Genomic DNA, 22,946 nt, shown 5'->3' on the forward strand with positions numbered 1-22,946 from the left:
TGCTGGAGCTGTCTTGTGAAAGCCCTCGACGAACTGACCTTCGACAACCGTTTCGCCCGCCTCGGCGATACGTTTTCCACGTCCGTATTGCCCGAACCCATTGCCGAACCGCGCCTCGTGGTCGCCAGCGAATCGGCCTTGGCGTTGCTGGACCTGGCCCCTGCGCAGGCCGAAGAGCCAGTATTTGCCGAGCTGTTCAGCGGTCACAAGCTGTGGGAAGACGCCGATCCGCGGGCGATGGTCTATTCCGGTCACCAGTTCGGCTCGTATAACCCGCGCCTCGGCGATGGCCGTGGCTTGCTGCTGGGCGAGGTCTATAACGAGGCGGGCGAGCATTGGGACTTGCACCTCAAGGGCGCCGGGCAGACGCCGTTTTCCCGCATGGGCGATGGTCGCGCCGTGTTGCGTTCGTCAATACGTGAATTTCTCGCCTCCGAAGCGCTTCATGCGTTGGGGATTCCGACAAGTCGCGCAGGCTGCGTGATCGGCTCCAGCACGCCAGTCTGGCGGGAAACCCAGGAACGCGCGGCGATTGTGCTGCGTCTGGCCCAGAGCCACGTGCGTTTCGGCAGCCTCGAATATTTCTACTACACCAAACAGCACGACGAGCTGAAACATTTGGCCGATCACGTGCTGTCGCTGCACTACGCCGAATGCCTCGAACAGCCTGAACCCTATCTGGCCATGTTCCGCGTCATCGTCGAGCGTCAGGCCGAGTTGATCGCCAAATGGCAGGCCTATGGGTTCTGCCACGGCGTGATGAACACCGACAACATGTCGATCCTGGGCATCACCTTCGACTTCGGCCCGTTCGCCTTCCTCGACGATTTTGACCAGCACTTCGTCTGCAACCACTCCGATCACGAAGGCCGTTACTCCTTCAGCAATCAGGTGCCGATTGGCCAGTGGAACCTCAGCGCACTGGCCCAGGCGCTGACCCCCTTCATCAGTGTCGAAGCGCTGCGCGAAGCGCTGGACCTGTTCCTGCCGCTGTATCAGGCCCACTATCTGGACCTCATGCGCCGCCGTCTGGGGCTGACCACGGCCGAGGACAATGACGCCGACCTCATCGCACGCCTGCTGCAACTGATGCAAAACAGCGGCGTCGACTACAGCCTGTTCTTTCGCCGTTTAGGCGAAGATTCCGCCGACATCGCCGCGCGTCATTTACGCGACGACTTCATCGACATGCTCGGCTTCGACGCCTGGGCCGAGACCTACATAGCCCGCATCACCCGCGACTCCGCCAGCACTCAAGACGAACGCCGCACCCGCATGCACGCCGTCAACCCGCTCTACATCCTGCGCAACTACCTCGCCCAACGCGCCATCGAAGCCGCCGAACAAGGCGACTACAGCGAGGTTCGGCGGCTGCATCAGGTGCTGTGCAAACCGTTTGAAGCGCAGGACGGCATGGAGAGTTATGCCCAGCGGCCGCCGGATTGGGGCAAGCATCTGGAGATCAGTTGTTCGTCGTGAGGATTTTTGAAATCGAGGTCAGATGAAGACCTCGACAGGCACCCCGAAGCGATCCGCGAGCTGGCGAACCTGCCTCAAATTGAGCTGACGCTTACCTGAAAGAATTTCGGAAATCACTGATTGAGTACCCACCTCAGGAACATCTCCCTGATTCAGACCATGTTCACGCATGAGATAGCGCAATGCCTCGACCCCCGAAGCAACCGGCATCGGGCGATTCTCATGGTCGTAAGCCTCAATTGCGTCGCCGATGAGGATGGCGAGACGGTTAAGCGGATGCCCTTCATCTTCGCCAATGATTTCCAGTAACTCATCCAGGCCACTGACCAACAGATCGTATTCGTCTTCCGTTTCTGGCTTGTTAAGCAAGGGGGCTACGTGGTGCCAGTGCTCCGTTGCGTGTTTGATGAGAGCGCTCATTGACTTACACCTTCCATTTGCCTTTGTCGTATTCGCGGTGATCCAGGACGTGCTTAATGAAAAGACGATGGGCTGAATAATTGACTGAAGCAATAAGCCTGATCTTGTTGCCCCCAATATCAAACACGTGAAACGGTCCTACCTTATCCGTAGCGGGAAAAATCGCCTTCATAGCCGCAAAATCCGAGGGCCTACAAGCCTTGACGAGCCGATACCACGCGTCCAAGGCCTTTGCAGAGTGAGGCCATTTAGCCTTGGCCGCCCAAATCCTCTTTTCAGTAATCACATGCATCTGATAGTCCATATCGCACTTTGCGATACGCATGTTAGTCAGAAACGGGAAAAATCGCAAGTTGCGATAAAAGCATGTCCGGCCAACCTTACATCGCGAACGAGTTTATAGGTGAGCGCCACATCACCGGGTCACAAGCAGCCCCTTTCTACCGCGCTTAAACCTTTGCCGCCACGGCAGGCTTGGCTGTCTCCATCGCCTCAACCCTCTTCGCGTACGACTCCGTCCACGTCATCGGCGTCGGCGATGTGCGTGGGCTGAATTTCTTGGTGCGGGCCGGGGTGTTCGGGTCGACTTTGTCTTTCTGTGTATCGACCATACCCGCGAGGATGTCGTACAGCGTCAGCTTCCGGTCGGCCGCGCGTCGCTCTACGAGGCCGGGTAAAGTCGCTGGCTCCGGCAAGGTTGGCTTGCTCTTGATCCGCGCCTCCAGAATCGCTTCTGCATCCTTGGGATAGTCCACCGCCTTCTCGATGGTCGGCAGCGATTTGAAGTAGCTCAGGGCCTCTTGGTAAAACTTCGACGCCTTGCCTGTGCGGGTTTGTTCGATGAGCCCTTCGGGGATCGCCACCTTGCGCCAGGCGTCGTCCATCTTCTGAATGCCGTGCCACGCGGCGCGTCGTTCGTTAAGGGTGAACGAGCCACTGTCGTCATAGGCAACCAGGTTCAGTTGCTCGCGGGACAGCGCATCGAACGGACTCTTCGCATTCTGATGCCCTGCCAGCGTTTGGGTGACGAAAGCCGTGGCGGCTCGTGCGCGATCCAACAATTCGGGGTCGGTCGTATCCGGCACTTCCATCGCCCGTGTGTGGCTATTGGCTTTCGGGGTTTCAGACAAAAACTCGTTGATCCGGCTCAGGCCGTACTTTCCCAATTCCGCATGGGTCATGCCCGCATCACGCTTGGCAGCACGGGCAGCGCTTTCATTCAACTGGCTCGCCAGCGTCGAAAAGCTCGCCTTGTCCGTTGCTTTCTTCTCGGTCTTCTCAGGGCTCTCGACGGCGAGCTCCGGACCCTTTTTCGTTTCGGAGGAAACGGTCGCCGGGACTTTGCCGGAGGTGGTCGCTGAGAATGCAGCCTGTAACTGATTGATCATTGGCATCTCCCTGACCATGAATGAACAGGGGCCACTGACTCACAACGAATCGACACCCCTTCAGGGCAGAAGCTATGCGCAGGCTTTACCAAGTGCTAGCCGGCCAAACGGGTCGCTCTTTCGGATAAAAATGCGGGGCAGGATGCGTGGAAAGCGCTGCGCATGGACGCTTCATCGAGACGCCAAAGAAATGCTGGGTGTCTTTGTACAGTGAAAAGAATGGCCCAGCGGACGCGCCCATGTTCAGGAGCGTGAACGGTTACACACTGAGTTCGAGGGAATTAGACCAACCCGCCCAACTTGATAAACCCACCCCGCGGCCTCACTTACCGAGCATCAGCCTTCCTCCAGGTATCCGCCATGTCCGAACCTCTCGTCATCCCGTGCCCTCAGTGCAACGGCCTCAATCGCATCCCCGCCGAGCGGCTGCGGGATCAGCCCAAGTGTGGGCGTTGCAAGCAGCCGGTGCTGTTGTCTAAACCGTTCACGCTGACTCAGGGCGATTATGCGAGTCAGATCAAGGGTGATCTGCCGTTGCTGGTGGATGTCTGGGCGGAGTGGTGCGGGCCGTGCAAATCCTTTGCGCCGACGTTCGAGCAAGCAGCTGTGCAGTTGAGCGGGCGGGTGCGTCTGGCGAAGCTGGACAGTGAAGCGCACCCGCAGCTGTCGGCACAGCTGGGTATCCGGTCGATTCCGAGTCTGATTCTGTTCAAGAACGGTCGCGAAGTGGCGCGTCAAAGCGGGGCCATGCCGCTCCAGCAGTTGACCGCCTGGCTTGCCAGTCAGGGGATTTGAGGGCGGATTCGCCTCACGTCGAAGCCCGCGGCTGCAATGTTCGTAAGACGCGTCTGAAAACGCCTGGCGGACATCCCGAGCTCAAAGAAAGCGCCTAGGGTTAGCCACTCTCACGGTTGATCCAGAGGCGATGAGCGATGGCATCAGTAATCAGAGAAGGCGACACAACCACAACAGGCGGCGTGGTGCTGCAAACCTCCGGCACGCAGACCTACGAAGAACGTCGGCTCGCACGCATGGGCGATCCGGTCTGGTGCGCGGCCTGCGAGCAGGTGGGGTACATCGCGCAAGGCAACCCCACCTACATCGATGATCTTGTGGCTGTCGCGACGAACGGACAACGCGTGCGGTGTGAATGTCCGGACGAAAATCATCGTTTGATCGCGAGCCAGGAGGGTTTAAAGGCGGACATGAACGCCGCCATCGACATCCCCAAGGACCTCGCTCGCAAGGCGCGCAAACGGGCCAGACAGCTCACCAAGGCACTGCGTCAGGAAAGTCCGCCGACGCAGGATGACGAGGCCAGCGCAGCCCGGGAGATGCCGATCAATGCGCCGTATTGTTTTCCAACAAATGATGCAGCTCGACGAATTGCTGGCTCAGCTTGTGACGAGCGTCCAGGTGAATCAGCGGCATGTTCGCCTGATGTGATTCGCGCATTTTGACCGAGCTGTTGAGGTACACCGGGAGCACCGGCAGGCCTTCGGCGATCAACTCGTCGAGGATCTGCTGCGGCAAGCTGGCACGTGACTGGAACTGGTTGACGATAATGCCTTCCACCTCCAGACCTTCGTTGTGGTCTTCTTTCAGCTCTTCGATTTCCTTCAGCAGCCCATACAAGGCCTGCCGGGAGAAGCTGTCGCAGTCAAAAGGGATCAACACCCGATCCGCCGCAATCAATGCTGAGACGGCGTAAAAATTCAGCGCGGGTGGCGTGTCCAGATAGATGCGGTCGTAGTCCTCGTCCAGCTCTTCGAGCAACTTACGCAGCTTGTTGATCTTGTGCTTGGCTTCGAGCTTGGGTTGCAGGTCCGCCAGCTCGGCCGTCGCGGTGACGACGTGAAGATTGTCGAAGGGTGTTTCGTAGATATCGACCTGATTCTTCTTGGAGAACGGCCCGGAAGACAACGTCTGCTTGAAAAAATCGGCGATGCCCATGGGAATGTCTTCGCCGGTCAGGCCTGTGAGGTATTGCGTCGAGTTCGCCTGAGCATCAAGGTCGATCAAGAGCGTCCTGTAGCCCTCGTGGGCGCTGACGGCTGCCAGATTGCAGGCGATGCTCGATTTCCCGACCCCGCCCTTCTGATTGAACACCACACGCCGCATTTGAAAACTCCCTGTCGCTGTCTTGAATGAATGGATCGTCTCGTGACCCGATGAATGGTATCGAGTCTAGGCAAACGAGACATGTCAGGTGAGCGCTTCGGAAAATTCCGATAGTCGGCCCGAAACCCCCGCGCTTATCAAGTCGCAACATCCTACAGACCTTTGCCAGACAGCGACTGCCGTTACAGTAGGAAATATCCCAAGTAAATAAACTATTTGTTTCAGCGTTTGCCTCTGTGCTTTTACGCCGGGATAATGCCCGGCACTCGGTGATAGCGCCGCGCCATGGTTGGTGTCACTTCGGATACTCGAAGCCAGGAAGTAAGCCCGCAGGGGCGGGAAAAGAATCGTGATCAATTTCAACATTGCACAGTGGCGCGCTTGGGCGCCGGGATTGACCACGGTCGAAGATTGGCGGCACTGGAGCCAAAAACCGGTCGTGCCCTGCCATCAGGATGAGGCCCCCGATGTCTCGTTCCTGCCCGCCATGCAACGCAGGCGCCTGAGCCGCCTGGCGCGTATGGCCTTCAGCGTCGGCTGGCCGCTGGCAGAACGGCTTGAACACCTGCCGCTGGTATTCGTTTCAAGACACGGTGAAACACCCCGGACCTTCGACATTCTCAGCGACCTGGCGGCCGAACAGCCGTTGTCCCCGACCCAATTCAGCCTGTCCGTGCATAACGCGGTCATCGGCCTGTGGTCGATCATGCGCGGCGAAACCAGCGAAATGACGGCCCTCGCAGCGGCAGGCGACGGTCTGGAGCATGGCGTGCTGGAAGCGGCGGGCCTGTTAAACGAAGGGGCTCCAGCGGTATTGCTGGTCATTGCCGAGGAAAACCCGCCCAAGGCCTATGCGCCCTGGATCGACGATGTGCCATTTCCCTACGCGCTCGGCCTGTTGCTGACGCCGGGCGACGAATGGCAACTGACCTTGCGCGTGAACGAGTCTAAGGACGACGCGAAATCACCCCACGAGTGGCCGCACGCCCTCAATCTGCTGCGCGCACTGTCGACACAACAAAACGCTTTGCAACATCCCTGGAAGAATCGGCTATGGAACTGGCAACGCAACCGCTGAGCAAAAGTCGCAACGCCTACTATTGGCGGTTGCTGACCACTGCCCTGAGCTTCGCCCTGTTCGGGCTGGGCGGGTTGTGCCTGCGCCTGTTCATTTTTCCCGTACTGGCATGGCTGCCCGGCGATTCGTGCAGTCATCAGCGTCGTGCGCGTCGAACCATCAGCCGCCTGTTCTGGACGTTCATTCGCTTCATGGCCAGGGCAGGCGTCCTCACCTACGAGGTCCAAGGTGCAGAGCGACTGGGCCGTCCTGGGCAGATGATCATCGCCAACCATCCGTCGCTCATCGACGTGGTGTTTCTGATCGGCCTCGTCAGGGATGCCAACTGCGTGGTCAAGGAAAGCCTCTGGCAGAACCCGTTCACGCGAGGCCCCGTTCGTTCGACTGGCTACGTCAGCAACGATGGCAGCGCCGACATGCTGGAAAACGCCGCGTATCTCCTCCAGACCGGCCAGACTCTGATCATCTTTCCCGAAGGCACTCGCACCTGCCCGGGCAAAGCCCCTGCCTTCCATCGTGGCGCGGCGGCGATCGCCTTGCGTGGCGCGAAGATCATTACTCCGGTCACGATCCATGTCTCACCGACCACCCTGACCAAGGCAGAGCCCTGGTATCGCATCCCTCAGCGTCGTCCGCACTTTCACCTGCGAGTGGGCAACGACATCGACCCGGCGACGTTCGCCCTGCTCGGTCCCGCCCCTGTGGCATCGCGCAAGCTCAATGACTATCTGCATCACCACTTCATCAAGGAGCTCGCCACAGATGAGCGATCTGCATCTGGAAATTAAACAGCTGATCATCGATGCCCTGGGCCTCGAAGACATCAGCACCCACGACATCGGCAATGACCAGACGCTGTTCGGCGAAGGCCTCGGGCTGGACTCGGTGGACGCCCTGGAGTTGGGCCTGGCCATTCAGAAACGCTACGGCATCAAGATCGACGCCGACGCCAAAGACACACGCACCCACTTCACCAGCGTCGACAGCCTCGCGGCATTCGTCAGCGCTCGCCAAGTGGCCTGAGGACTGAACATGCAATCCCGTGAAGAGATTTTCGAAACCCTGCGCACCGCATTGGTCGAGCTGTTCGAGCTGGAGCCCGAGCGGGTCACGCTGGATGCCAATCTGTATCAGGATCTGGAAATCGACAGCATCGACGCGGTCGATCTGATCGACCACATCAAGCGCAAGACCGGCAAGAAAATCGCCGCCGAAGAATTCAAGTCCGTTCGCACCGTCAATGACGTCGTCGAAGCGGTACACCGGCTGGTCAACACCGCCGCATGAACCGCCTGATGGGTCTGGTATTGGTGCTCGCAGGGGTGCTGTACCCCTTCGCCGTGTATTTCGGCATGGGGCACTTTTCGCCGTGGCAATTCGCATTGCTGCTGGGCGTGCTGTGGGCTGCCCGTGCGCTGACGGCCGAGCGTCGTCCGGGCAGCCTTGGCATGGCGTCGGTCGCCATCGGCTTCTGCCTGCTGCTGGGCATCGTGAACAGCCCGCAATTGCTGCGCTGGTACCCGGTGTTGATCAGCGGTTTCATGCTGGCACTGTTTGGCTTGAGCCTGATGCACGGCATGCCTGTGGTCGAACGCCTCGCACGCCTGACCGATCCCGAGCTGCCGGACGTCGCGGTCCGTTACACGCGTCACGTGACCCAAATCTGGTGCCTGTTTTTTCTGTTCAATGGCATCGTCGCCGCCGCCTTGACCCTTTGGGCGCCGCTGAGCTGGTGGACGCTGTACACCGGGCTGATCGCCTACGGTTTGATGGGCCTGCTGTTCGCCGGTGAATGGGTCGTGCGCCAACGTGTGCGGGGGCGTGCATGAGTTGGCTGAGCATTGATCGGCTGTTGCTGGCGCCACACCCTGAACGCCCGATCACTCACGCCCCGGGGATGAACCACGCAGAATGGCGCGAGCGCGCATTGTCAGTCGCGGCGGCGCTGCAACAACGCGCCGTGACCTGTGTCGCGATTCACCTCGAAGACGCGGCGGAACTGGCCATCGCCGTGTTCGCCGCCTGGCATGCGGGCGCCAGTGTGCTGTTGCCCTCGGACTTGCAGGCCCAGAGCCGCAAACGCTGGGCTTCCCTCGCCGAGCTTTGGTTGACGGACGCCGAAGGCGATACCCGTCTCGATGAGCTGAACGCCCCACCGTTCAAGCCGATGCCTCTCAATCTGGACACGTGCTTGTTGAGCCTGTGCACCTCAGGCTCCAGCGGCGAGCCCAAACTGATCGAAAAAACAGCGCGCCAGCTGGCCAACGAAATCGCAGCACTGGAACGACTCTGGGGCGCCGACCTTGGCCGGGCCTGCATCATTGGCAGCGTTGCCGCTCAGCACATCTATGGCCTGTTGTTTCGTGTGTTGTGGCCTCTGTGTGCCGGACGTAGCTTCGTGCGCAAGCAGCTCCCGTTTCCAGAAGACCTGCAACGCGCCAGTCGCGAGCATGAAGCCTTTGCATGGGTCGCCAGCCCCGCGTTGCTCAAGCGCATGGGCGACAACCTTGACTGGGATAGCTTGAGCGCCGTGCGCCGGGTGTTTTCTTCGGGTGGCGCCTTGCCGAGTGACGCAGCAAAGAGCCTGCGTCAGCGTCTCGATCAGTGGCCGACGGAGGTTCTTGGCAGCTCGGAAACCGGCGGTATCGCCTGGCGCCAGGGCGATCCGTTGTGGCGCGCGTTCGACGACGTGAAACTCAGTCAGAACGAAGACGGCGCGTTGCGTATCGAGTCCCCCTACTTGCCCGTGGGCCATGTCGAACAAACCGCTGACGCGGCACGTTTCACTGAAGATGGCCGCTTTGAACTGCTCGGACGACTGGACCGCATCGTCAAGCTGGAAGAAAAGCGCATCTCTCTGCCGCTGCTGGAGCAAGCGCTGGCCACCCATGAATGGGTCAGCGAAGCCCGGTTAGGTGTTGTCCGGGAAAACCGTGCGTCACTGGGTGCGCTGGTCGTCCTTAGCGCCCAAGGCGTGCATGCACTGCGAAATCAGGGCCGTCGCGTGGTAACGGCCGCGCTCCGACAGCATCTGGTGCCTCATTGCGAAACCCTCGCCCTGCCCCGCCGCTGGCGGATCCTGAGCCAATTGCCGCTGAACACCCAAGGCAAATTGCCTCAGGTACAGGTTGAAGCGCTGCTCGTGGCACCGCGAGTCCATGAGCCGGAGTTGGTCAATCAGCAAGACACCGACGAAGGGCTTCGGCTGGAGCTGATCGTCCCGTTGGATCTGGCGCATTTCAGTGGCCACTTCCCCACCACGCCGATTCTGCCCGGCGTGGTACAGGTCGACTGGGCCATCGCCCTCGGCCAGCGCCTGATGGACCTGCCACCGCGCTTTGCTGGAATGGAAGTGCTGAAATTCCAGCAACTGGTGCGCCCGGGCGACCGCATCACGCTGACCCTGCGCTTCGATCAGGAACGCAGCAAGTTGTATTTCACCTATCGCAACGGCGATGCGGCCTGCTCCAGCGGGCGGATTTTGTGGAGTGAAGCCGATGCGTGAGCAGACCACAAGCTCCATGCCCGACACGGATTATGTGTCTGGCGATAACCCTGTGGGAGCGAATTCATTCGCGAGAGACCGGTACAGTCGACCCATCTCTGTCGGATGTACCTCCGTATCGCGAATGAATTCGCTCCCACAGGATTTGCGGTCGGCAGTGACGTATCGCAGCGCTCGAAAAGGACTTCCCTATGCATAACCCCTGTGCCGTCATCCCGGTCTACAACCATGAACTGGCCGTCCCTGCCGTGGTTCAGGAACTGCTGAACGCTGGCCTGCCGTGCGTGCTGGTCGATGACGCCAGCAGCCCCGCCTGCGCTGCCGTATTGAACAGCCTGGCGGAGCAGGACGAGGTGTTTCTGGTTCAGTTGCCAGTGAATCAAGGCAAAGGCGGTGCCGTGATGGCCGGCCTGCGTGAAGCCGCGAAGCTGAGTTTCAGCCACGCCCTGCAAGTGGACGCCGATGGCCAGCACGACTTGAACGACATTCAGGTGTTTCTCGACCACTCCCGCGAACACCCGACATCGTTGATCTGTGGCTACCCGCAATACGACGCCAGCGTGCCGAAAGGTCGTCTGTACGCACGCTACCTGACCCACGTTTGGGTGTGGATCAACAGCCTGTCGCTGCAGATTCCCGACTCGATGTGTGGCTTCCGGGTGTACCCGCTCAAGCCGGTCCTTCACCTGATCGACACCGTAAACCTCGGCAAACGCATGGACTTCGATCCCGAAATTCTCGTGCGCCTGTCGTGGCGCAACCAGCCGATGCGCTGGTTGCCGACCAAGGTGCATTACCCCCAGGACGGCCTTTCCCATTTCCGTTTGTTTCACGACAACGCGCTGATTTCGAAAATGCACGCCAAGCTGTTTTTCGGCATGCTTGGGCGCTTCCCGCTGATCCTCTGGCGACGGTGGCTGCCGTGAGCGACGCCGACCAGAAGCAGCATTGGGCCGAGCATGAAGAGCGCGGCAGTTTCATGCTGATGAAACTCACCGCTTGGGGCGTAAAGGTCCTTGGGCGCCGGGTGCTGAGTCCGATCCTCCACGGCATCGTGTTGTACTTCTTCCTGTTTGGCCGCAGCGCACGGCGCAGTGCGTGGCAATACCAGCACCGGCTTTCAGACTGGAGCCAGCGCCCCGAACTGCGCCCTACAACCTGGCGCGTGTTCCGGCAATTCATGGCGTTCGCCGACGCATTGCTCGACAAGCTCGACGTGTGGAACGGCAAGCTGGGGCTGGACCAGATTGAAATCGTCGACGACGCTCATCTGCGTGATCAGTTGCGCGGCGAGCGCGGGCAGATGCTGGTGGGCGCCCACTTGGGCAATCTTGAAGTCTGTCGAGCGCTCGCCGAACTTGGCGAAAAAGTCACGATGAACGTGCTGGTGCACACTAAACACGCCGAGCGTTTCAATCGTCTCCTGGGTGAGGCAGGCGCAACCAATCTGCGGCTGATTCAGGTCAGCGAACTGGACCCGGCGATCATGCTGCAACTCAGCCAGCGTCTCGATGAAGGCGAGTGGCTGGCGATTGCTGGCGACCGCGTTCCGCTGCACGGCGGACGCAACGTCAGGGTCAACTTTCTCGGCCATTCGGCAGCATTTCCTCAAGGCCCGTGGCTGCTGGCAGGGCTGCTGAAATGCCCCATCAACCTGATTTTCTGCCTCAAGGGCCCCGGCGGTTATCGCGTGGTGCTTGAGCCGTTCGCCCGCGCCATCGAATGGCGGCGCAGTGATCGCCAACAGGTGATCGCACAGTGGACTCAACGTTACGCCGATCGCCTGGCGCACTACTGCCTGCAAGCACCGCAACAGTGGTTCAACTTCTACCCGTTCTGGAAATCCGATGACGAACCCAGCACCTGAGCCGATCATCTTCGGCGAACGTCCCCTGAGCATCGAGGACGTCCTTGCCCTGTCCAATCGCCAGCGGCCCACCGCGCTGCAAAACGATGACGCCTATCGTCAACGCATTGCCAAAGGCGCGCAGTTTCTCGACTCGCTGCTGGACAAGGAAGGCGTCATCTACGGCGTGACCACCGGATATGGCGATTCCTGTGTGGTGGCCGTGCCGCTGCAACACGTCGAAGCCTTGCCTCGTCATCTGTATACCTTTCATGGGTGCGGCCTCGGGAAACTGCTCGACGCACAGGCGACGCGCTCGGTACTGGCCGCCCGCTTGCGCTCGTTGTGCTACGGCGTCTCGGGCGTGCGGGTCGAACTGCTGGAACGCCTGCAAGCTTTTCTTGAACACGACATCCTGCCGCTGATCCCGGAAGAGGGTTCGGTGGGCGCCAGTGGCGACCTGACCCCGCTCTCCTACGTCGCAGCGACCCTGTCCGGTGAGCGGGACGTGATGTTCAAGGGCGAGCGTCGCACGTCTGCCGAGGTGCATCGTGAGCTGGGTTGGGACCCACTGGTGCTGCGTCCCAAAGAAGCGCTGGCGCTGATGAACGGCACGGCTGTCATGACCGGGCTCGCGTGCCTGGCCTTCGCCCGCGCCGATTACCTGTTGAAGCTTGCGACCCGCATCACAGCGCTGAACGTTGTCGCGCTGCAAGGCAATCCGGAACACTTCGACGAGCGCCTGTTCGCTGCCAAGCCTCATCCGGGCCAAATGCAGGTCGCGGCGTGGCTGCGCGAGGATCTGGCGATCAATGCGCCGACCGCCCCGCTGCATCGCCTGCAGGATCGCTATTCCCTGCGCTGCGCCCCCCATGTGTTGGGCGTGCTGGCTGACAGCTTGAACTGGCTGCGGGGCTTCATCGAAATAGAGCTGAACAGCGCCAACGATAATCCGGTCATCGACGCCGAAGCCGAGCGCGTGCTGCACGGCGGGCATTTCTACGGCGGCCACATCGCGTTCGCCATGGACAGCCTGAAGACCCTCGTTGCCAACGTTGCCGACCTGCTGGATCGCCAACTCGCGTTGCTGGTGGACGAACGTTACAACCAGGGCCTGCCCAGTAACCTGTCTGGCTCGCCAGCAGACCGCGCGATGATCAATCACGGCTTCAAGGCCGTGCAGATCGGCACCAGCGCCTGGACCGCCGAGGCCCTGAAAAACACCATGCCCGCCAGCGTGTTTTCGCGGTCCACCGAATGCCATAACCAGGACAAGGTGAGCATGGGCACCATCGCGGCGCGGGATGCGATTCGTGTGCTCGAGCTGACCGAGCAGGTCGCCGCCGCCACGCTGATCGCCGCCAACCAGGGGGTATGGCTACGCAGCCGTGATCCCGAGGCCCGCCCGCTGCCGCCGGTGCTGGCCGCCATGCACGAGCAACTGCGCGAGGACTTCCCCCCCGTCATCGAAGACCGCGCGCTGGAGGGCGAACTTCGCCTGTGCCTGCAACGCATCGCCGATCAACATTGGAGGCTGCATGCGTAGCAAAGGCGTGATCCATGAAGACACCGAAGTGCTGGTGCCGTTTTTCGACGTCGACACGATGCACGTCGTCTGGCACGGGCACTACGTAAAATACCTGGAAGTGGCGCGCTGCGCGTTGCTCGACAAGCTGAACCACAACTACACCCAGATGCGCGACTCGGGCTATGCGTGGCCGGTGATCGACCTGCAACTGCGTTACGTGCGCGGCGCGGTGTTCGGTCAGCGGATCAACGTGCGCGCCAGCCTGGTGGAATGGGAAAACCGCCTGAAAATCGACTACCTGATCACCGACAAAGCCACTGGCGAACGACTGACCCGCGCCAGCACGGTGCAAGTGGCGGTCGAGATAGAGACGCGTGAAATGCAATTGGCCTCGCCCAAGGTCTTCGTCGAAGCGGTCGAGAGGGCCTTGCAATGTTGACAGCCACATCACACACCCCTGTAGGAGTGAGCTTGCTCGCGATGAGGGCTGGCCAGGCAATGATGAGGCGGCTGAAACAATCCATCGCGAGCAAGCTCACTCCTACAGTTGCGATGTTGTTGAGCTTCAATGCCCACGCCTTCGACCTGCACCAGCTCAGCGAGCAACTGGCCAAACCGAGCGTGATCCACGGCAGCTTCATTCAGGAAAAACACCTGCGTTCATTGCCTCAGCCGCTGACCAGCAAAGGCAACTTCGTGCTGGCCAAGGATTTCGGTCTTCTGTGGCTATTGAATACGCCGCTCAAACAGGACTACCGAATCAGCGCTGCGGGTATCGCCCGTCGTGACGCCGACGGCAGTTGGCAAGTCATCCCCGGCAAAACCGCAGGCGCCCAACAAAACCGGCTGTTCCTCGCCGTGTTGCAAGGCGACAGCAGCGGTCTGGAACGGGATTTCGAGTTGCGGGTGAGTGGCGATGCCCTAGCGTGGCACCTGACGCTGGTGCCGCGCTCGCTGATGCTTCAACAGGTGTTCACGCAGATCAACATCGACGGTGGTGCATTGGTCGAGCAGATCGAGCTGCTGGAAACTCAAGGTGATCGAACACTGCTGAAGATGATCGACAGCACAAGCGCCCAACCGCTGAGCGACTCGGAGCGCGCCGACTTTGCCCGCTGACCCGACACTGCAGCGCCTGCTGCCCCGCCTGTTCCTGATCCTGCTGCTGGCGATTCTCGCGCTGGCAGGCTGGCAATGGCGTGGCGGTGCGCCACTGTCGGCGAACCTGATGGAACTGGTGCCCGGCAGCAGTCCTGATGCGCTGGAATTGCGCGCCGAGCAGCGGATTCAGGAACCGTTGAATCGCGAAATGCTGGTGCTGGTGGGACACGCCGATCAAGAGCAGGCCATCGCGCTGGCCCGCAGGATCAGCGAGCAATGGCAAGCCAGCGGTCTGTTCGAGAAGGTCCAGTGGAACCTTCAGGCTGATCTCCCGGCCTTGCGTGAGCAGTTGTTGAAAGGCCGCCTGTCGATGCTCTCGAACAGCGACCGCACCGAGCTGATCGACCAGCCGGACGCCTTTATTCAGAAGCGCGTGCAGAACCTGTTCGACCCCTTTGGCGGTTTCAGTCTGGTAGCCAGTCAGGACGATTGGCTGGGGCTGACGGCGCGTATCCAGAACAACCAGCCGACTCGCGGCGCGGTGCAACTGGACGTAGGCAGCGGCGCCCTCATCGCCGAGGCTGACGGCAAGCATTGGGTACTGTTGCGGGCGCGCACGCAGGCCGACGCATTCGATATGAGCCTGCCATTGAAGGTCTCGGCTCTGCTCGACGCCGCCCGCGCTGAAGCCGACAAGACCGACGCGCAATTGCTCGCCGCCAGCGGGCTTCTGTACGCCGCCCATGGCCAGCAGCAAGCTGCACGGGAAATCACTTGGGTCGGCGGCGGCGCGACCCTCGGCATTTTGTTGTTACTGCTGTTGGCGTTCAAACGTTGGCGGGTGTTGTTGGCGTTCCTGCCGGTGGTCGTCGGCATGCTCTTCGGCGCCACGGCGTGCATCGCGCTGTTCGGCAAGATGCACGTGATGACGCTGGTATTGGGGTCGAGCCTGATCGGTGTCGCCGTGGACTATCCGCTGCACTATCTCTCCAAAGGCTGGAGCCTGAAGCCGTGGCGCAGTTGGCCAGCGTTACGTCTGACGCTGTCGGGGTTGAGCCTGAGCCTCGCCACCAGTTGCATCGGTTACCTCGCCTTGGCCTGGACGCCCTTCCCGGCGCTGACCCAAATTGCCGTGTTCTCCGCCGCTGGCTTGATCGGAGCCTATCTGTGCGCGGTCTGCCTGCTGCCTGCGCTGCTGAACGGTGTCGATCTATACCCCGCGCAGTGGCCGCTCAAGATTGCCGAACGCCTGATCCATCTGCGGGCTCGACTGATCGGACGCGTCGGCACACCCGTCTTGCTGGGCCTGCTGCTGGCGTTCTGCACGGCAGGTTTGTGGCAGTTGACGACCAAGAACGACATTCGCCAATGGATCGCGGCACCACCGAGTCTCACCGATGAGGCCCGGACCGTTGCGCGCATTACGGGTTATCAGCCCACCAGCCAGTTCTTTCTGGTGCGCGGCGCCGATCAGCAACAATTGCTGGAGCGTCAGAGCGCACTGAGTCAGCGCCTCGATCAGTTGGTGAATCAGAAGGCGCTGCAAGGTTATCTGTCCTTGAGCCAGTTGGTTGCAACGCCCGCCGAACAGGACGCCACGCGTCAGGCGCTCAATGTCCTGCATGCCCGGTGGCACCCCTTGCTGGACCTCGGCGTACCGGTTGAAGCGTTGAACAACGAACTGGCCACGCTGCGCGCGTTGCCGAATCAGGGCATCGATGAGGTGCTGGCCGGCCCGCTCGGTGAACCCTGGCGACTGTTGTGGATGGGACGTGATACCGAGGGTGTCGCGGGCATCGTCAGCCTGCAAGGGCTCAACAACGCAGTGTTGCTGCAAGCCCAGGCCGAGGGTTTGCCCGGCGTGCAGTTGGTGGACCGCTTGGGCGACTTGAACAAAGTGTTCGCCGCCACGCAGGTCAGCGCTGCCGAGTTGAAACTGCTGTCGTGCGTGCTGATCGTCCTGCTGCTGATCCTGCCATTCGGCCTGCGCGGTGCCCTCCGAGTCGTCGCCCTGCCGTTGCTGGCGGCGCTGTGCAGCCTGGCGAGTCTGGGCTGGCTCGGCCAACCGCTGACGCTGTTCAGCCTGTTCGGCTTGCTGCTGGTGACGGCTATCAGCGTCGATTACGCGATCCTGATGCGTGAGCAGATCGGCGGTGCTGCGGTCAGCCTGCTGGGTACGTTGCTGGCCGCCGCGACCACGTGGTTATCGTTCGGGCTGCTGGCCATCTCCAGCACGCCAGCGGTGAGCAACTTTGGCCTGTCGGTAAGCCTGGGGCTTGCCTTCAGCTTCATCCTGGCGCCGTGGGCGGGCAGTCATTCCGAACCCTCTGCCCGGCAAGACGCCGACGCCGTCAAACACTCGAAAAGGAAATCCTGTGCCAATAGCTGATAGGGAATCTCGCCAGATCGTCGTCATCGGCGCCGGACCCGCCGGGGCCATTGCCGCTGCGCTCCTCAAACGTCGCGGCCATGACGTGCTGATCATCGAACGCCAGACCTTTCCGCGCTTCTCCATCGGCGAAAGCCTGTTGTCGCACTGCCTGGACTTCGTCGAAGAAGCGGGCATGCTCGACGCGGTGCACGCGGCGGGCTTTCAGGTGAAGAACGGCGCGGCGTTTGCGTGCGGCGAGCAATACAGTGCGTTCGATTTCAGCGAGACGTTCAGCAACGGCAAGCCGACAACGTTTCAGGTTCAGCGAGCCGATTTCGACCAACTGCTGGCCGACGAAGCGGTGCGTCAGGGTGTGGACGTTCGCTTTCAGGAAACCCTCATCGCGGCTGACTTCACGGCCGAACAGCCTGTGCTCGACGTGCAGCGCGAGGATGGCAGTCAGTACCGCCTGCAAGCCGACTTCGTCCTCGACGCCAGCGGCTACGGTCGCGTCCTGCCTCGTTTGCTCGACCTCGAAGCCCCTTCGAACTTCCCGCTGCGCCAGGCCGTGTTCACCCACGTCGAAGATCGCATCGACGATCCCGGCTTCGACCGAGAAAAGATCTTGGTCAGCGTGCACCCGACGATGCGCGACGTGTGGTTCTGGTCGATTCCGTTCAGCAATGGGCGCTGCTCGGTGGGCGTGGTGGCTTCTGCCGAACGTTTCAAGGACAAACCCACCGACCTCGACGCCTGCCTGCGCGCCTTCATCGATGAAACGCCCAGCCTTCAGCGCGTCCTGCAAAACGCGGTCTGGGACACCCCGGCAAGGACGATCGGCGGCTACGCGGCCAACGTCAAAACCCTCCACGGTCAAGGCTTCGCGCTGTTGGGGAACGCGGCGGAATTCCTGGACCCGGTGTTCTCCTCCGGGGTGACCATCGCCATGCGTTCGGCCAGCATGGCCGCCGCTGTACTGCATCGTCAGTTGCAGGGGGAAGCCGTGGACTGGGAAAACGAATTCGCCGTCCCGCTCAAGAAAGGCGTCGATACCTTCCGGGCCTATGTCGAAGGCTGGTACGACGGCAGCTTTCAGGACGTCATTTTTTACCCCGGCAGCAGCGATGACATTCGCCGCATGATCTGTTCGATCCTCGCCGGTTACGCGTGGGACGAACGCAACCCCTTCGTGGCCGAACCCTCCCGCCGCCTGCGCATGCTCGCGGAAATCTGCGGGGGTGCCAGCCGATGAGCGAGCCGTTTTTCTCTCCCAGCTACGTCGAAGAGACTCGCCTGGGTTTTCTGTTCCTGCGCAGCCACACCTGGCAGCATCACGTCCTTCGGGTAGCAATCAACGACCTGCGCGGCCTGTTCAGCGAACACCCACCCGAAAATCCGGTGATTCTCGACGCGGGTTGCGGTCAGGGAAAATCCTTCCAGTACCTGCACAGCGTGTTCAACCCGGTGAAAATTCTGGGGGTGGATGCCGATCCGCTCAGCCTCAGGCTCAGTGCTGAGGAAGCGGAGCGGCGACGCTTGAACGTCGAATTGATCGGCAGCGACTGCGCATCGCTTAAACTGCCCGACGCCAGCGTTGACATGGTGTTCTGCCACCAAACCTTCCATCATCTGGTCGAGCAGGAACAGGCGCTGTCCGAGTTCTACCGCGTGCTCAAGCCAGGTGGTTATTTGCTGTTCGCGGAATCCACCGAGGCCTACATCGACACGTGGGTGATTCGCTGGTTCTTCCGCCATCCGATGCACGTACAGAAGAGCGCTGCGCATTATCTGGACATGCTGCACGGACAAGGTTTTCAATTTACCGCGAAGAACGTCTCCTACCCCTACCTGTGGTGGAGCCGCGCCAGGGATTTCGGCCTGCTGGAGCGTTTCAAGCTGGTTAAACCCAAGCCCTTTGGCGAACGTGAAGAGACGCTGGTGAATGCCGTCGCACGTAAACCACTACAGGCACCATTCGAAGGTGAGACACCATGATCCGCGCACTTTTGCTGTTTTGCGTCGTGCTGCTGAGTGCTTGCACCAGCCACGCGCCACTGCCCGCGCAAATTCCGCACATCAAATTTCCCAAGCAGTTGCACGTCCTGCGTGAACAGGCTGGCCAGCGACAGGATTGGCTGCTGGTGATCCAGAAGGAACGCCACGGTCTGCGTTTCTCGTTGATGGACCCGCTGGGCATCCCCGTCGCCCGTCAGCAACTGGAGGAGGAAACCTGGAAAGCCGATGGGCTGCTGCCACCCAATCGCGAAGCCCGGGAGCTGTTTGCAGCCGTGTTGTTCGCGCTGACCTCCAATGAAGAGGCGCGCTTCGACTATCCCGGCGTCGTGTTATTGCCTCACGGCCGCACCCTCGAAGAGCGCTGGCGGGTCGATTATGCCTCGGAAGGGGTTTTCCGCCTCACCCTGGAAAGCGGCGAGTTGAAATACGTCGTCAGCCCGCTCGAAGGCAAGGCCTCGAAATGACCGCTTACCTCAATGCACTGGGTCTTATCTGCTCGCTGGGCGATGACCGCGCAAGCGTGGCACGGACGTTGTTCGCGGGCGATACCTCAGGCATGCGGACTGAAAGCGGCTGGGTGCCTGAACGATCACTGCCCGTCGCGTCCGTGAAGGCCCTGCTTCCCGAGATTCCTGATGCGCTGCGCGGGCAGTCGAGCCGTAACAACCAATTGCTACTGGCGGCGGCGTTGCAGATCGAACCCGAAATCCGTGAAGCCATCGGGCATTACGGCGCTGCGCGGGTCGGCGTGATTCTTGGCACCAGCACATCAGGGATCGATGAAGCCAGCCGGGGCATTGCCAGCTATCTTCGTGACGACGCGTTTCCCGGCGATTACGACTATCGTCAGCAAGAGCTCGGCGCGCCTGCGGATTTTCTGGCGACCTGGCTGGACGTAGGCGGCCCGGCCTACGTGATTTCCACGGCGTGCACGTCCAGCGCCCGCGCGTTGCTCAGCGCCCGTCGCCTGCTGGACATGGGCTTGTGCGACGCCGTGTTGTGCGGCGGCGTCGACAGCCTGTGCAAGCTGACACTCAACGGCTTTTCATCCCTCGAAGCCGTGTCCAGCGAGCGTTGCAATCCGTTTTCCGTCAATCGCAACGGCATCAATATTGGCGAAGCAGCGGTGCTGTTTCTGATGACCCGCGAAGCAAGCGCGGACCATCGGATTGCCCTGCTCGGCGCGGGGGCCAGCTCGGACGCGCATCACATCTCCGCCCCGGAACCCACAGGGCGCGGCGCCATGGCTGCGATGCAAAAAGCGCTGAATAATGCGCACCTGGACGCCGCCGACATCGGCTATCTGAACCTGCATGGCACGGCGACCCAACACAACGATTCAATGGAGTGCCTCGCCGTGGACGCGCTCTTTCCCGGCGGCGTGCCCTGTTCATCGACCAAGCCCATGAGCGGCCATACCCTCGGCGCAGCGGGCGCGCTGGAAGCGGCGTTTTGCTGGCTGACGCTCTCTTCCGAAAACGACGGGCATCGGCTGCCGCCTCATGTGTGGGACGAGCAGGCCGATACAAATCTGTCCGCACTGGCCTGGGTGAAGACAGGTGATGAATGGCCATCTCGCGCACCGCGCCGATTGATGAGCAATTCGTTTGCCTTCGGTGGCAACAACGTCAGCCTGATCATCGGAGACGCCCCGTGACCGCCCTGATTTCCTGCCAGTGGCCCGTCGCCGAACTGGTACCCCATGCGGGCGACATGATCCTCATCGACGAGGTGATCGAATTCGACGAAGAGCAGATCCGAACCCGCCTGAACGTACGCGCTGGCGGACTGTTCAATCGCGCCGATGGCAGCTTGCCCGCCTGGGTTGGCATTGAGCTGATGGCTCAAAGTGTCGCCGCTTATGCGGGGTGTCAGGCCCGAGTGAAGCGTGAACCTGTCGAACTGGGATTCTTGTTGGGCACCCGGAAATTCGAATGCAATGTCGAAGGGTTTCCAATGGGCAGCGAATTGATCATTCATGCCCTCCGATCGTTAGAGGATGACAACGGCATGGGCGTCTTCGAATGCCACCTGAACGGGCCCGGCATTCACGCCAGCGCACGTCTGAACGTTTACCGTCCGCCCCAATCGGCGGGCTATCTGGCCGAAGGAGCCGTGAATGACTGATTCAATCCTGGTCACCGGTTCCAGCCGTGGCATTGGTCGCGCCATCGCGCTGCGCCTCGCACGGTCCGACTATGACATCGTGTTGCACTGCCGCAGCGGCCGCACTGAAGCCGAGGCCGTGCAGGCTGAGATTCGTGCATTGGGCCGGGATGCACGGGTGCTGCAATTCGACGTGGCGGATCGCGCCGCCTGCAAAGCCGTGCTTGAAGAGGACGTCGAAACCCATGGGGCTTATTACGGCGTGGTCTGCAACGCGGGCCTGACCCGCGATGGCGCCTTTCCGGCGTTGACCGACGAGGATTGGGACGTGGTCATGCGCACCAACCTGGACGGTTTCTACAACGTGCTGCACCCGGTGATGATGCCGATGATCCGCCGCCGCGCGGCGGGTCGGATTGTCTGCATCACCTCGGTTTCCGGACTGATCGGGAATCGCGGACAGGTCAATTACAGCGCCTCGAAAGCGGGCGTGATCGGGGCCGCCAAGGCGCTGGCCATTGAGTTGGGCAAGCGCAAGATCACGGTCAACTGTGTCGCGCCGGGCCTGATCGACACCGCGATGCTGGATGAAAACGTGCCGGTGGAAGAGTTGCTGAAAATGATTCCTGCGCAGCGCATGGGCACCCCGGAAGAAGTCGCCGGTGCCGTGAATTTCCTGATGTCGGCGGAAGCGTCGTACATCACCCGACAGGTGCTGGCCGTGAACGGAGGCTTGTGCTGATGAAGCGCGTTGTCGTCACCGGCATGGCCGGCATCACCTCGCTGGGCAGCGACTGGGCCAGCATTGAGGCCAATTTCAGCGCCAATCGCAGCGGCATCCGGCGCATGGATGAGTGGGATCGTTTCAGCGAATTGAACACTCGTCTGGCCGGCCCCATCGACGATTTCGCGGTGCCCACGCACTGGACGCGCAAACAACTGCGCAGCATGGGCCGCGTGTCACGGCTGGCGGTCGGCGCCTCGGAAGAGGCGTTGCGCGACGCTGGTTTGCTGGGCGATCCGGTCATCCGTGATGGCCGCATGGGGGTGGCGTGCGGGTCTTCCACCGGCAGTACCGACGAGATCAAGGCGTTCGGCAACATGCTGCTCAATTCGGTGGCCGAAGGGCTGAACGCTAATTCGTACGTGCGGATGATGCCCCACACCACGGCAGCGAATATCAGCATCTTCTTCAACCTCACGGGCCGTCTCATTCCGACCTCCAGCGCGTGCACCAGCGGCAGTCAGGGCGTGGGCTACGCCTATGAAGCGATCAAGTTCGGGCGCCTGCCGTTGATGCTTGCGGGCGGTGCAGAAGAGCTGTGCCCAACGGAAGCCATGGTGTTCGACGCGCTGTATGCGACCAGCCTGAAAAACGATGCGCCCCACACCAGTCCGCGTCCCTATGACAGTGGCCGTGACGGGCTGGTGATTGGTGAAGGCGGCGGCATGCTGGTCCTTGAAGAGCTGGAACATGCACTGGCCCGTGGCGCGCGCATCCACGCCGAAATCGTCGGTTTCGGCAGCAACGCAGACGGCGTACACACCACCCGCCCTGAGCAAAGCACGATGCGCCGGGCGATGGAGCTGGCGCTGGAAGACGCGGGCCTTTCTCCGGATGCCATCGGTTACGTCAATGGCCACGGCACCGCAACCGAGCAAGGGGACATCGCTGAAACCTTGGCCACCCACAGCCTGTTCGGTGCGCGCATGCCGATCAGCTCGCAGAAGAGTTTCCTCGGCCACACGCTGGGTGCGTGCGGTGCGCTGGAGTCGTGGTTCACCATCGAAATGATGAAGCACGACCGCTACATCCATACCCTCAATCTGGACGACATCGATGCCCGTTGCGGGGCGCTGGATTACCTGCGCGGCGAGCCCCGCGCCATGAGCCACGAGTACGTGATGAACAACAATTTTGCCTTCGGCGGGGTCAACACGTCGTTGATTTTCCGTCGCTGGCCGTGAGCGTTTTTTAGTTGATCCC

General features: G+C 61.1%; 25 protein-coding genes and 1 pseudogene. 22 read left to right on the forward strand and 4 right to left on the reverse strand.

Annotation, left to right across the window (positions count from 1 at the left end; genetic code table 11):
- The first annotated feature begins 15 nt into the window (after window positions 1-15).
- The gene (selO, locus tag GVN17_RS15230) at window positions 16-1,479 is read left to right on the forward strand and encodes a protein adenylyltransferase SelO (RefSeq protein ID WP_166596095.1); all 1,464 of its coding nucleotides are present in this window, start codon (window positions 16-18) and stop codon (window positions 1,477-1,479) included.
- An 18-nt stretch (window positions 1,480-1,497) separates the two neighbouring features.
- Here the strand turns inward: selO and GVN17_RS15235 are convergent, their stop codons facing one another.
- The 3 genes from GVN17_RS15235 to GVN17_RS15245 form a co-directional block, all read right to left on the reverse strand.
- On the reverse strand, window positions 1,498-1,899 hold the full coding sequence (locus tag GVN17_RS15235; protein ID WP_166596096.1) for a type II toxin-antitoxin system HigA family antitoxin: 402 nt from the start codon (window positions 1,897-1,899) through the stop codon (window positions 1,498-1,500).
- 4 nt (window positions 1,900-1,903) lie between these two features.
- Window positions 1,904-2,191 carry a type II toxin-antitoxin system HigB family toxin gene (locus tag GVN17_RS15240; protein WP_166596146.1) on the reverse strand — a complete coding sequence of 96 codons (288 nt, stop codon included), beginning with the start codon at window positions 2,189-2,191 and terminating at the stop codon, window positions 1,904-1,906.
- A gap of 157 nt (window positions 2,192-2,348) precedes the next feature.
- Entirely contained in the window at window positions 2,349-3,287 is a 939-nt protein-coding gene (locus GVN17_RS15245; protein ID WP_166596097.1) for a hypothetical protein, read from the reverse strand.
- A gap of 360 nt (window positions 3,288-3,647) precedes the next feature.
- On the opposite strand from GVN17_RS15245, the gene trxC reads away from it, so the two are divergent.
- Together trxC and GVN17_RS15255 are read left to right on the forward strand one after the other, a co-directional pair.
- Window positions 3,648-4,082, forward strand: coding sequence for a thioredoxin TrxC (gene trxC, locus GVN17_RS15250; protein WP_166596098.1), 435 nt, complete (start codon window positions 3,648-3,650; stop codon window positions 4,080-4,082).
- 137 nt (window positions 4,083-4,219) lie between these two features.
- Window positions 4,220-4,582, forward strand: a pseudogene (locus GVN17_RS15255) (PAAR domain-containing protein); the annotation flags it as partial.
- Between the two features lie 46 nt (window positions 4,583-4,628).
- Here the strand turns inward: GVN17_RS15255 and GVN17_RS15260 are convergent.
- Window positions 4,629-5,408, reverse strand: coding sequence for a ParA family protein (locus GVN17_RS15260; protein ID WP_166596100.1), 780 nt, complete (start codon window positions 5,406-5,408; stop codon window positions 4,629-4,631).
- A gap of 349 nt (window positions 5,409-5,757) precedes the next feature.
- Here GVN17_RS15260 and GVN17_RS15265 point away from each other — a divergent pair, with 349 nt between their 5' ends.
- The 19 genes from GVN17_RS15265 to GVN17_RS15355 all read left to right on the forward strand — a co-directional run bounded on the left by GVN17_RS15265 (window position 5,758) and on the right by GVN17_RS15355 (window position 22,927).
- A complete protein-coding gene (locus tag GVN17_RS15265) occupies window positions 5,758-6,486 on the forward strand; it encodes a beta-ketoacyl synthase chain length factor (RefSeq protein ID WP_166596101.1) in 729 nt (242 codons plus the stop codon).
- Complete coding sequence (locus GVN17_RS15270; RefSeq protein ID WP_166596102.1) at window positions 6,462-7,274, forward strand: 1-acyl-sn-glycerol-3-phosphate acyltransferase; 813 nt, start codon at window positions 6,462-6,464, stop codon at window positions 7,272-7,274. The genes GVN17_RS15265 and GVN17_RS15270 overlap by 25 nt, the downstream gene beginning before the upstream one ends.
- Window positions 7,249-7,509, forward strand: coding sequence for a phosphopantetheine-binding protein (locus tag GVN17_RS15275; protein ID WP_166596103.1), 261 nt, complete (start codon window positions 7,249-7,251; stop codon window positions 7,507-7,509). The genes GVN17_RS15270 and GVN17_RS15275 overlap by 26 nt, the downstream gene beginning before the upstream one ends.
- Before the next feature lie 9 nt (window positions 7,510-7,518).
- Entirely contained in the window at window positions 7,519-7,773 is a 255-nt protein-coding gene (locus tag GVN17_RS15280; RefSeq protein WP_166596104.1) for an acyl carrier protein, read from the forward strand.
- On the forward strand, window positions 7,770-8,315 hold the full coding sequence (locus GVN17_RS15285) for a hypothetical protein (protein WP_166596105.1): 546 nt from the start codon (window positions 7,770-7,772) through the stop codon (window positions 8,313-8,315). The genes GVN17_RS15280 and GVN17_RS15285 overlap by 4 nt, the downstream gene beginning before the upstream one ends.
- A complete protein-coding gene (locus GVN17_RS15290; protein WP_166596106.1) occupies window positions 8,312-9,991 on the forward strand; it encodes an acyl-CoA synthetase family protein in 1,680 nt (559 codons plus the stop codon). The genes GVN17_RS15285 and GVN17_RS15290 overlap by 4 nt, the downstream gene beginning before the upstream one ends.
- 191 nt (window positions 9,992-10,182) lie before the next feature.
- Window positions 10,183-10,917: a glycosyltransferase family 2 protein gene (locus tag GVN17_RS15295; RefSeq protein ID WP_166596107.1), complete on the forward strand. Its 735-nt coding sequence runs from the start codon at window positions 10,183-10,185 to the stop codon at window positions 10,915-10,917.
- A 53-nt stretch (window positions 10,918-10,970) separates the two neighbouring features.
- Entirely contained in the window at window positions 10,971-11,858 is an 888-nt protein-coding gene (locus GVN17_RS15300; RefSeq protein ID WP_166596147.1) for a glycosyl transferase, read from the forward strand.
- Window positions 11,839-13,383 (forward strand): histidine ammonia-lyase, encoded by a 1,545-nt coding sequence (gene hutH / locus GVN17_RS15305; protein WP_166596108.1) that lies wholly within the window; start codon window positions 11,839-11,841, stop codon window positions 13,381-13,383. Before GVN17_RS15300 ends, hutH begins: the two co-directional genes overlap by 20 nt.
- Window positions 13,376-13,804, forward strand: coding sequence for a thioesterase family protein (locus GVN17_RS15310; protein ID WP_166596109.1), 429 nt, complete (start codon window positions 13,376-13,378; stop codon window positions 13,802-13,804). The genes hutH and GVN17_RS15310 overlap by 8 nt, the downstream gene beginning before the upstream one ends.
- A 59-nt stretch (window positions 13,805-13,863) precedes the next feature.
- Entirely contained in the window at window positions 13,864-14,484 is a 621-nt protein-coding gene (locus GVN17_RS15315) for an outer membrane lipoprotein carrier protein LolA (protein WP_256665233.1), read from the forward strand.
- Window positions 14,474-16,855, forward strand: coding sequence for an MMPL family transporter (locus GVN17_RS15320; RefSeq protein WP_256665234.1), 2,382 nt, complete (start codon window positions 14,474-14,476; stop codon window positions 16,853-16,855). Before GVN17_RS15315 ends, GVN17_RS15320 begins: the two co-directional genes overlap by 11 nt.
- The gene (locus GVN17_RS15325) at window positions 16,842-18,089 is read left to right on the forward strand and encodes a tryptophan 7-halogenase (RefSeq protein WP_166596111.1); all 1,248 of its coding nucleotides are present in this window, start codon (window positions 16,842-16,844) and stop codon (window positions 18,087-18,089) included. Before GVN17_RS15320 ends, GVN17_RS15325 begins: the two co-directional genes overlap by 14 nt.
- Window positions 18,086-18,832, forward strand: a complete 747-nt coding sequence (locus tag GVN17_RS15330) for a class I SAM-dependent methyltransferase (protein WP_166596112.1) — start codon at window positions 18,086-18,088, stop codon at window positions 18,830-18,832. Before GVN17_RS15325 ends, GVN17_RS15330 begins: the two co-directional genes overlap by 4 nt.
- Window positions 18,829-19,317 carry a hypothetical protein gene (locus tag GVN17_RS15335; protein WP_166596113.1) on the forward strand — a complete coding sequence of 163 codons (489 nt, stop codon included), beginning with the start codon at window positions 18,829-18,831 and terminating at the stop codon, window positions 19,315-19,317. Before GVN17_RS15330 ends, GVN17_RS15335 begins: the two co-directional genes overlap by 4 nt.
- Window positions 19,314-20,510 carry a beta-ketoacyl-[acyl-carrier-protein] synthase family protein gene (locus tag GVN17_RS15340; protein WP_166596114.1) on the forward strand — a complete coding sequence of 399 codons (1,197 nt, stop codon included), beginning with the start codon at window positions 19,314-19,316 and terminating at the stop codon, window positions 20,508-20,510. The genes GVN17_RS15335 and GVN17_RS15340 overlap by 4 nt, the downstream gene beginning before the upstream one ends.
- 56 nt (window positions 20,511-20,566) lie before the next feature.
- A complete protein-coding gene (locus GVN17_RS15345; RefSeq protein ID WP_166596148.1) occupies window positions 20,567-20,980 on the forward strand; it encodes a hotdog family protein in 414 nt (137 codons plus the stop codon).
- Window positions 20,973-21,701, forward strand: a complete 729-nt coding sequence (fabG, locus tag GVN17_RS15350; RefSeq protein ID WP_166596115.1) for a 3-oxoacyl-ACP reductase FabG — start codon at window positions 20,973-20,975, stop codon at window positions 21,699-21,701. Before GVN17_RS15345 ends, fabG begins: the two co-directional genes overlap by 8 nt.
- The gene (locus GVN17_RS15355; RefSeq protein ID WP_166596116.1) at window positions 21,701-22,927 is read left to right on the forward strand and encodes a beta-ketoacyl-ACP synthase; all 1,227 of its coding nucleotides are present in this window, start codon (window positions 21,701-21,703) and stop codon (window positions 22,925-22,927) included. Before fabG ends, GVN17_RS15355 begins: the two co-directional genes overlap by 1 nt.
- Window positions 22,928-22,946 lie beyond the last annotated feature (19 nt).

Source organism: Pseudomonas sp. SLFW (assembly GCF_009905615.1).
Taxonomy (GTDB): domain Bacteria; phylum Pseudomonadota; class Gammaproteobacteria; order Pseudomonadales; family Pseudomonadaceae; genus Aquipseudomonas; species Aquipseudomonas bambusae.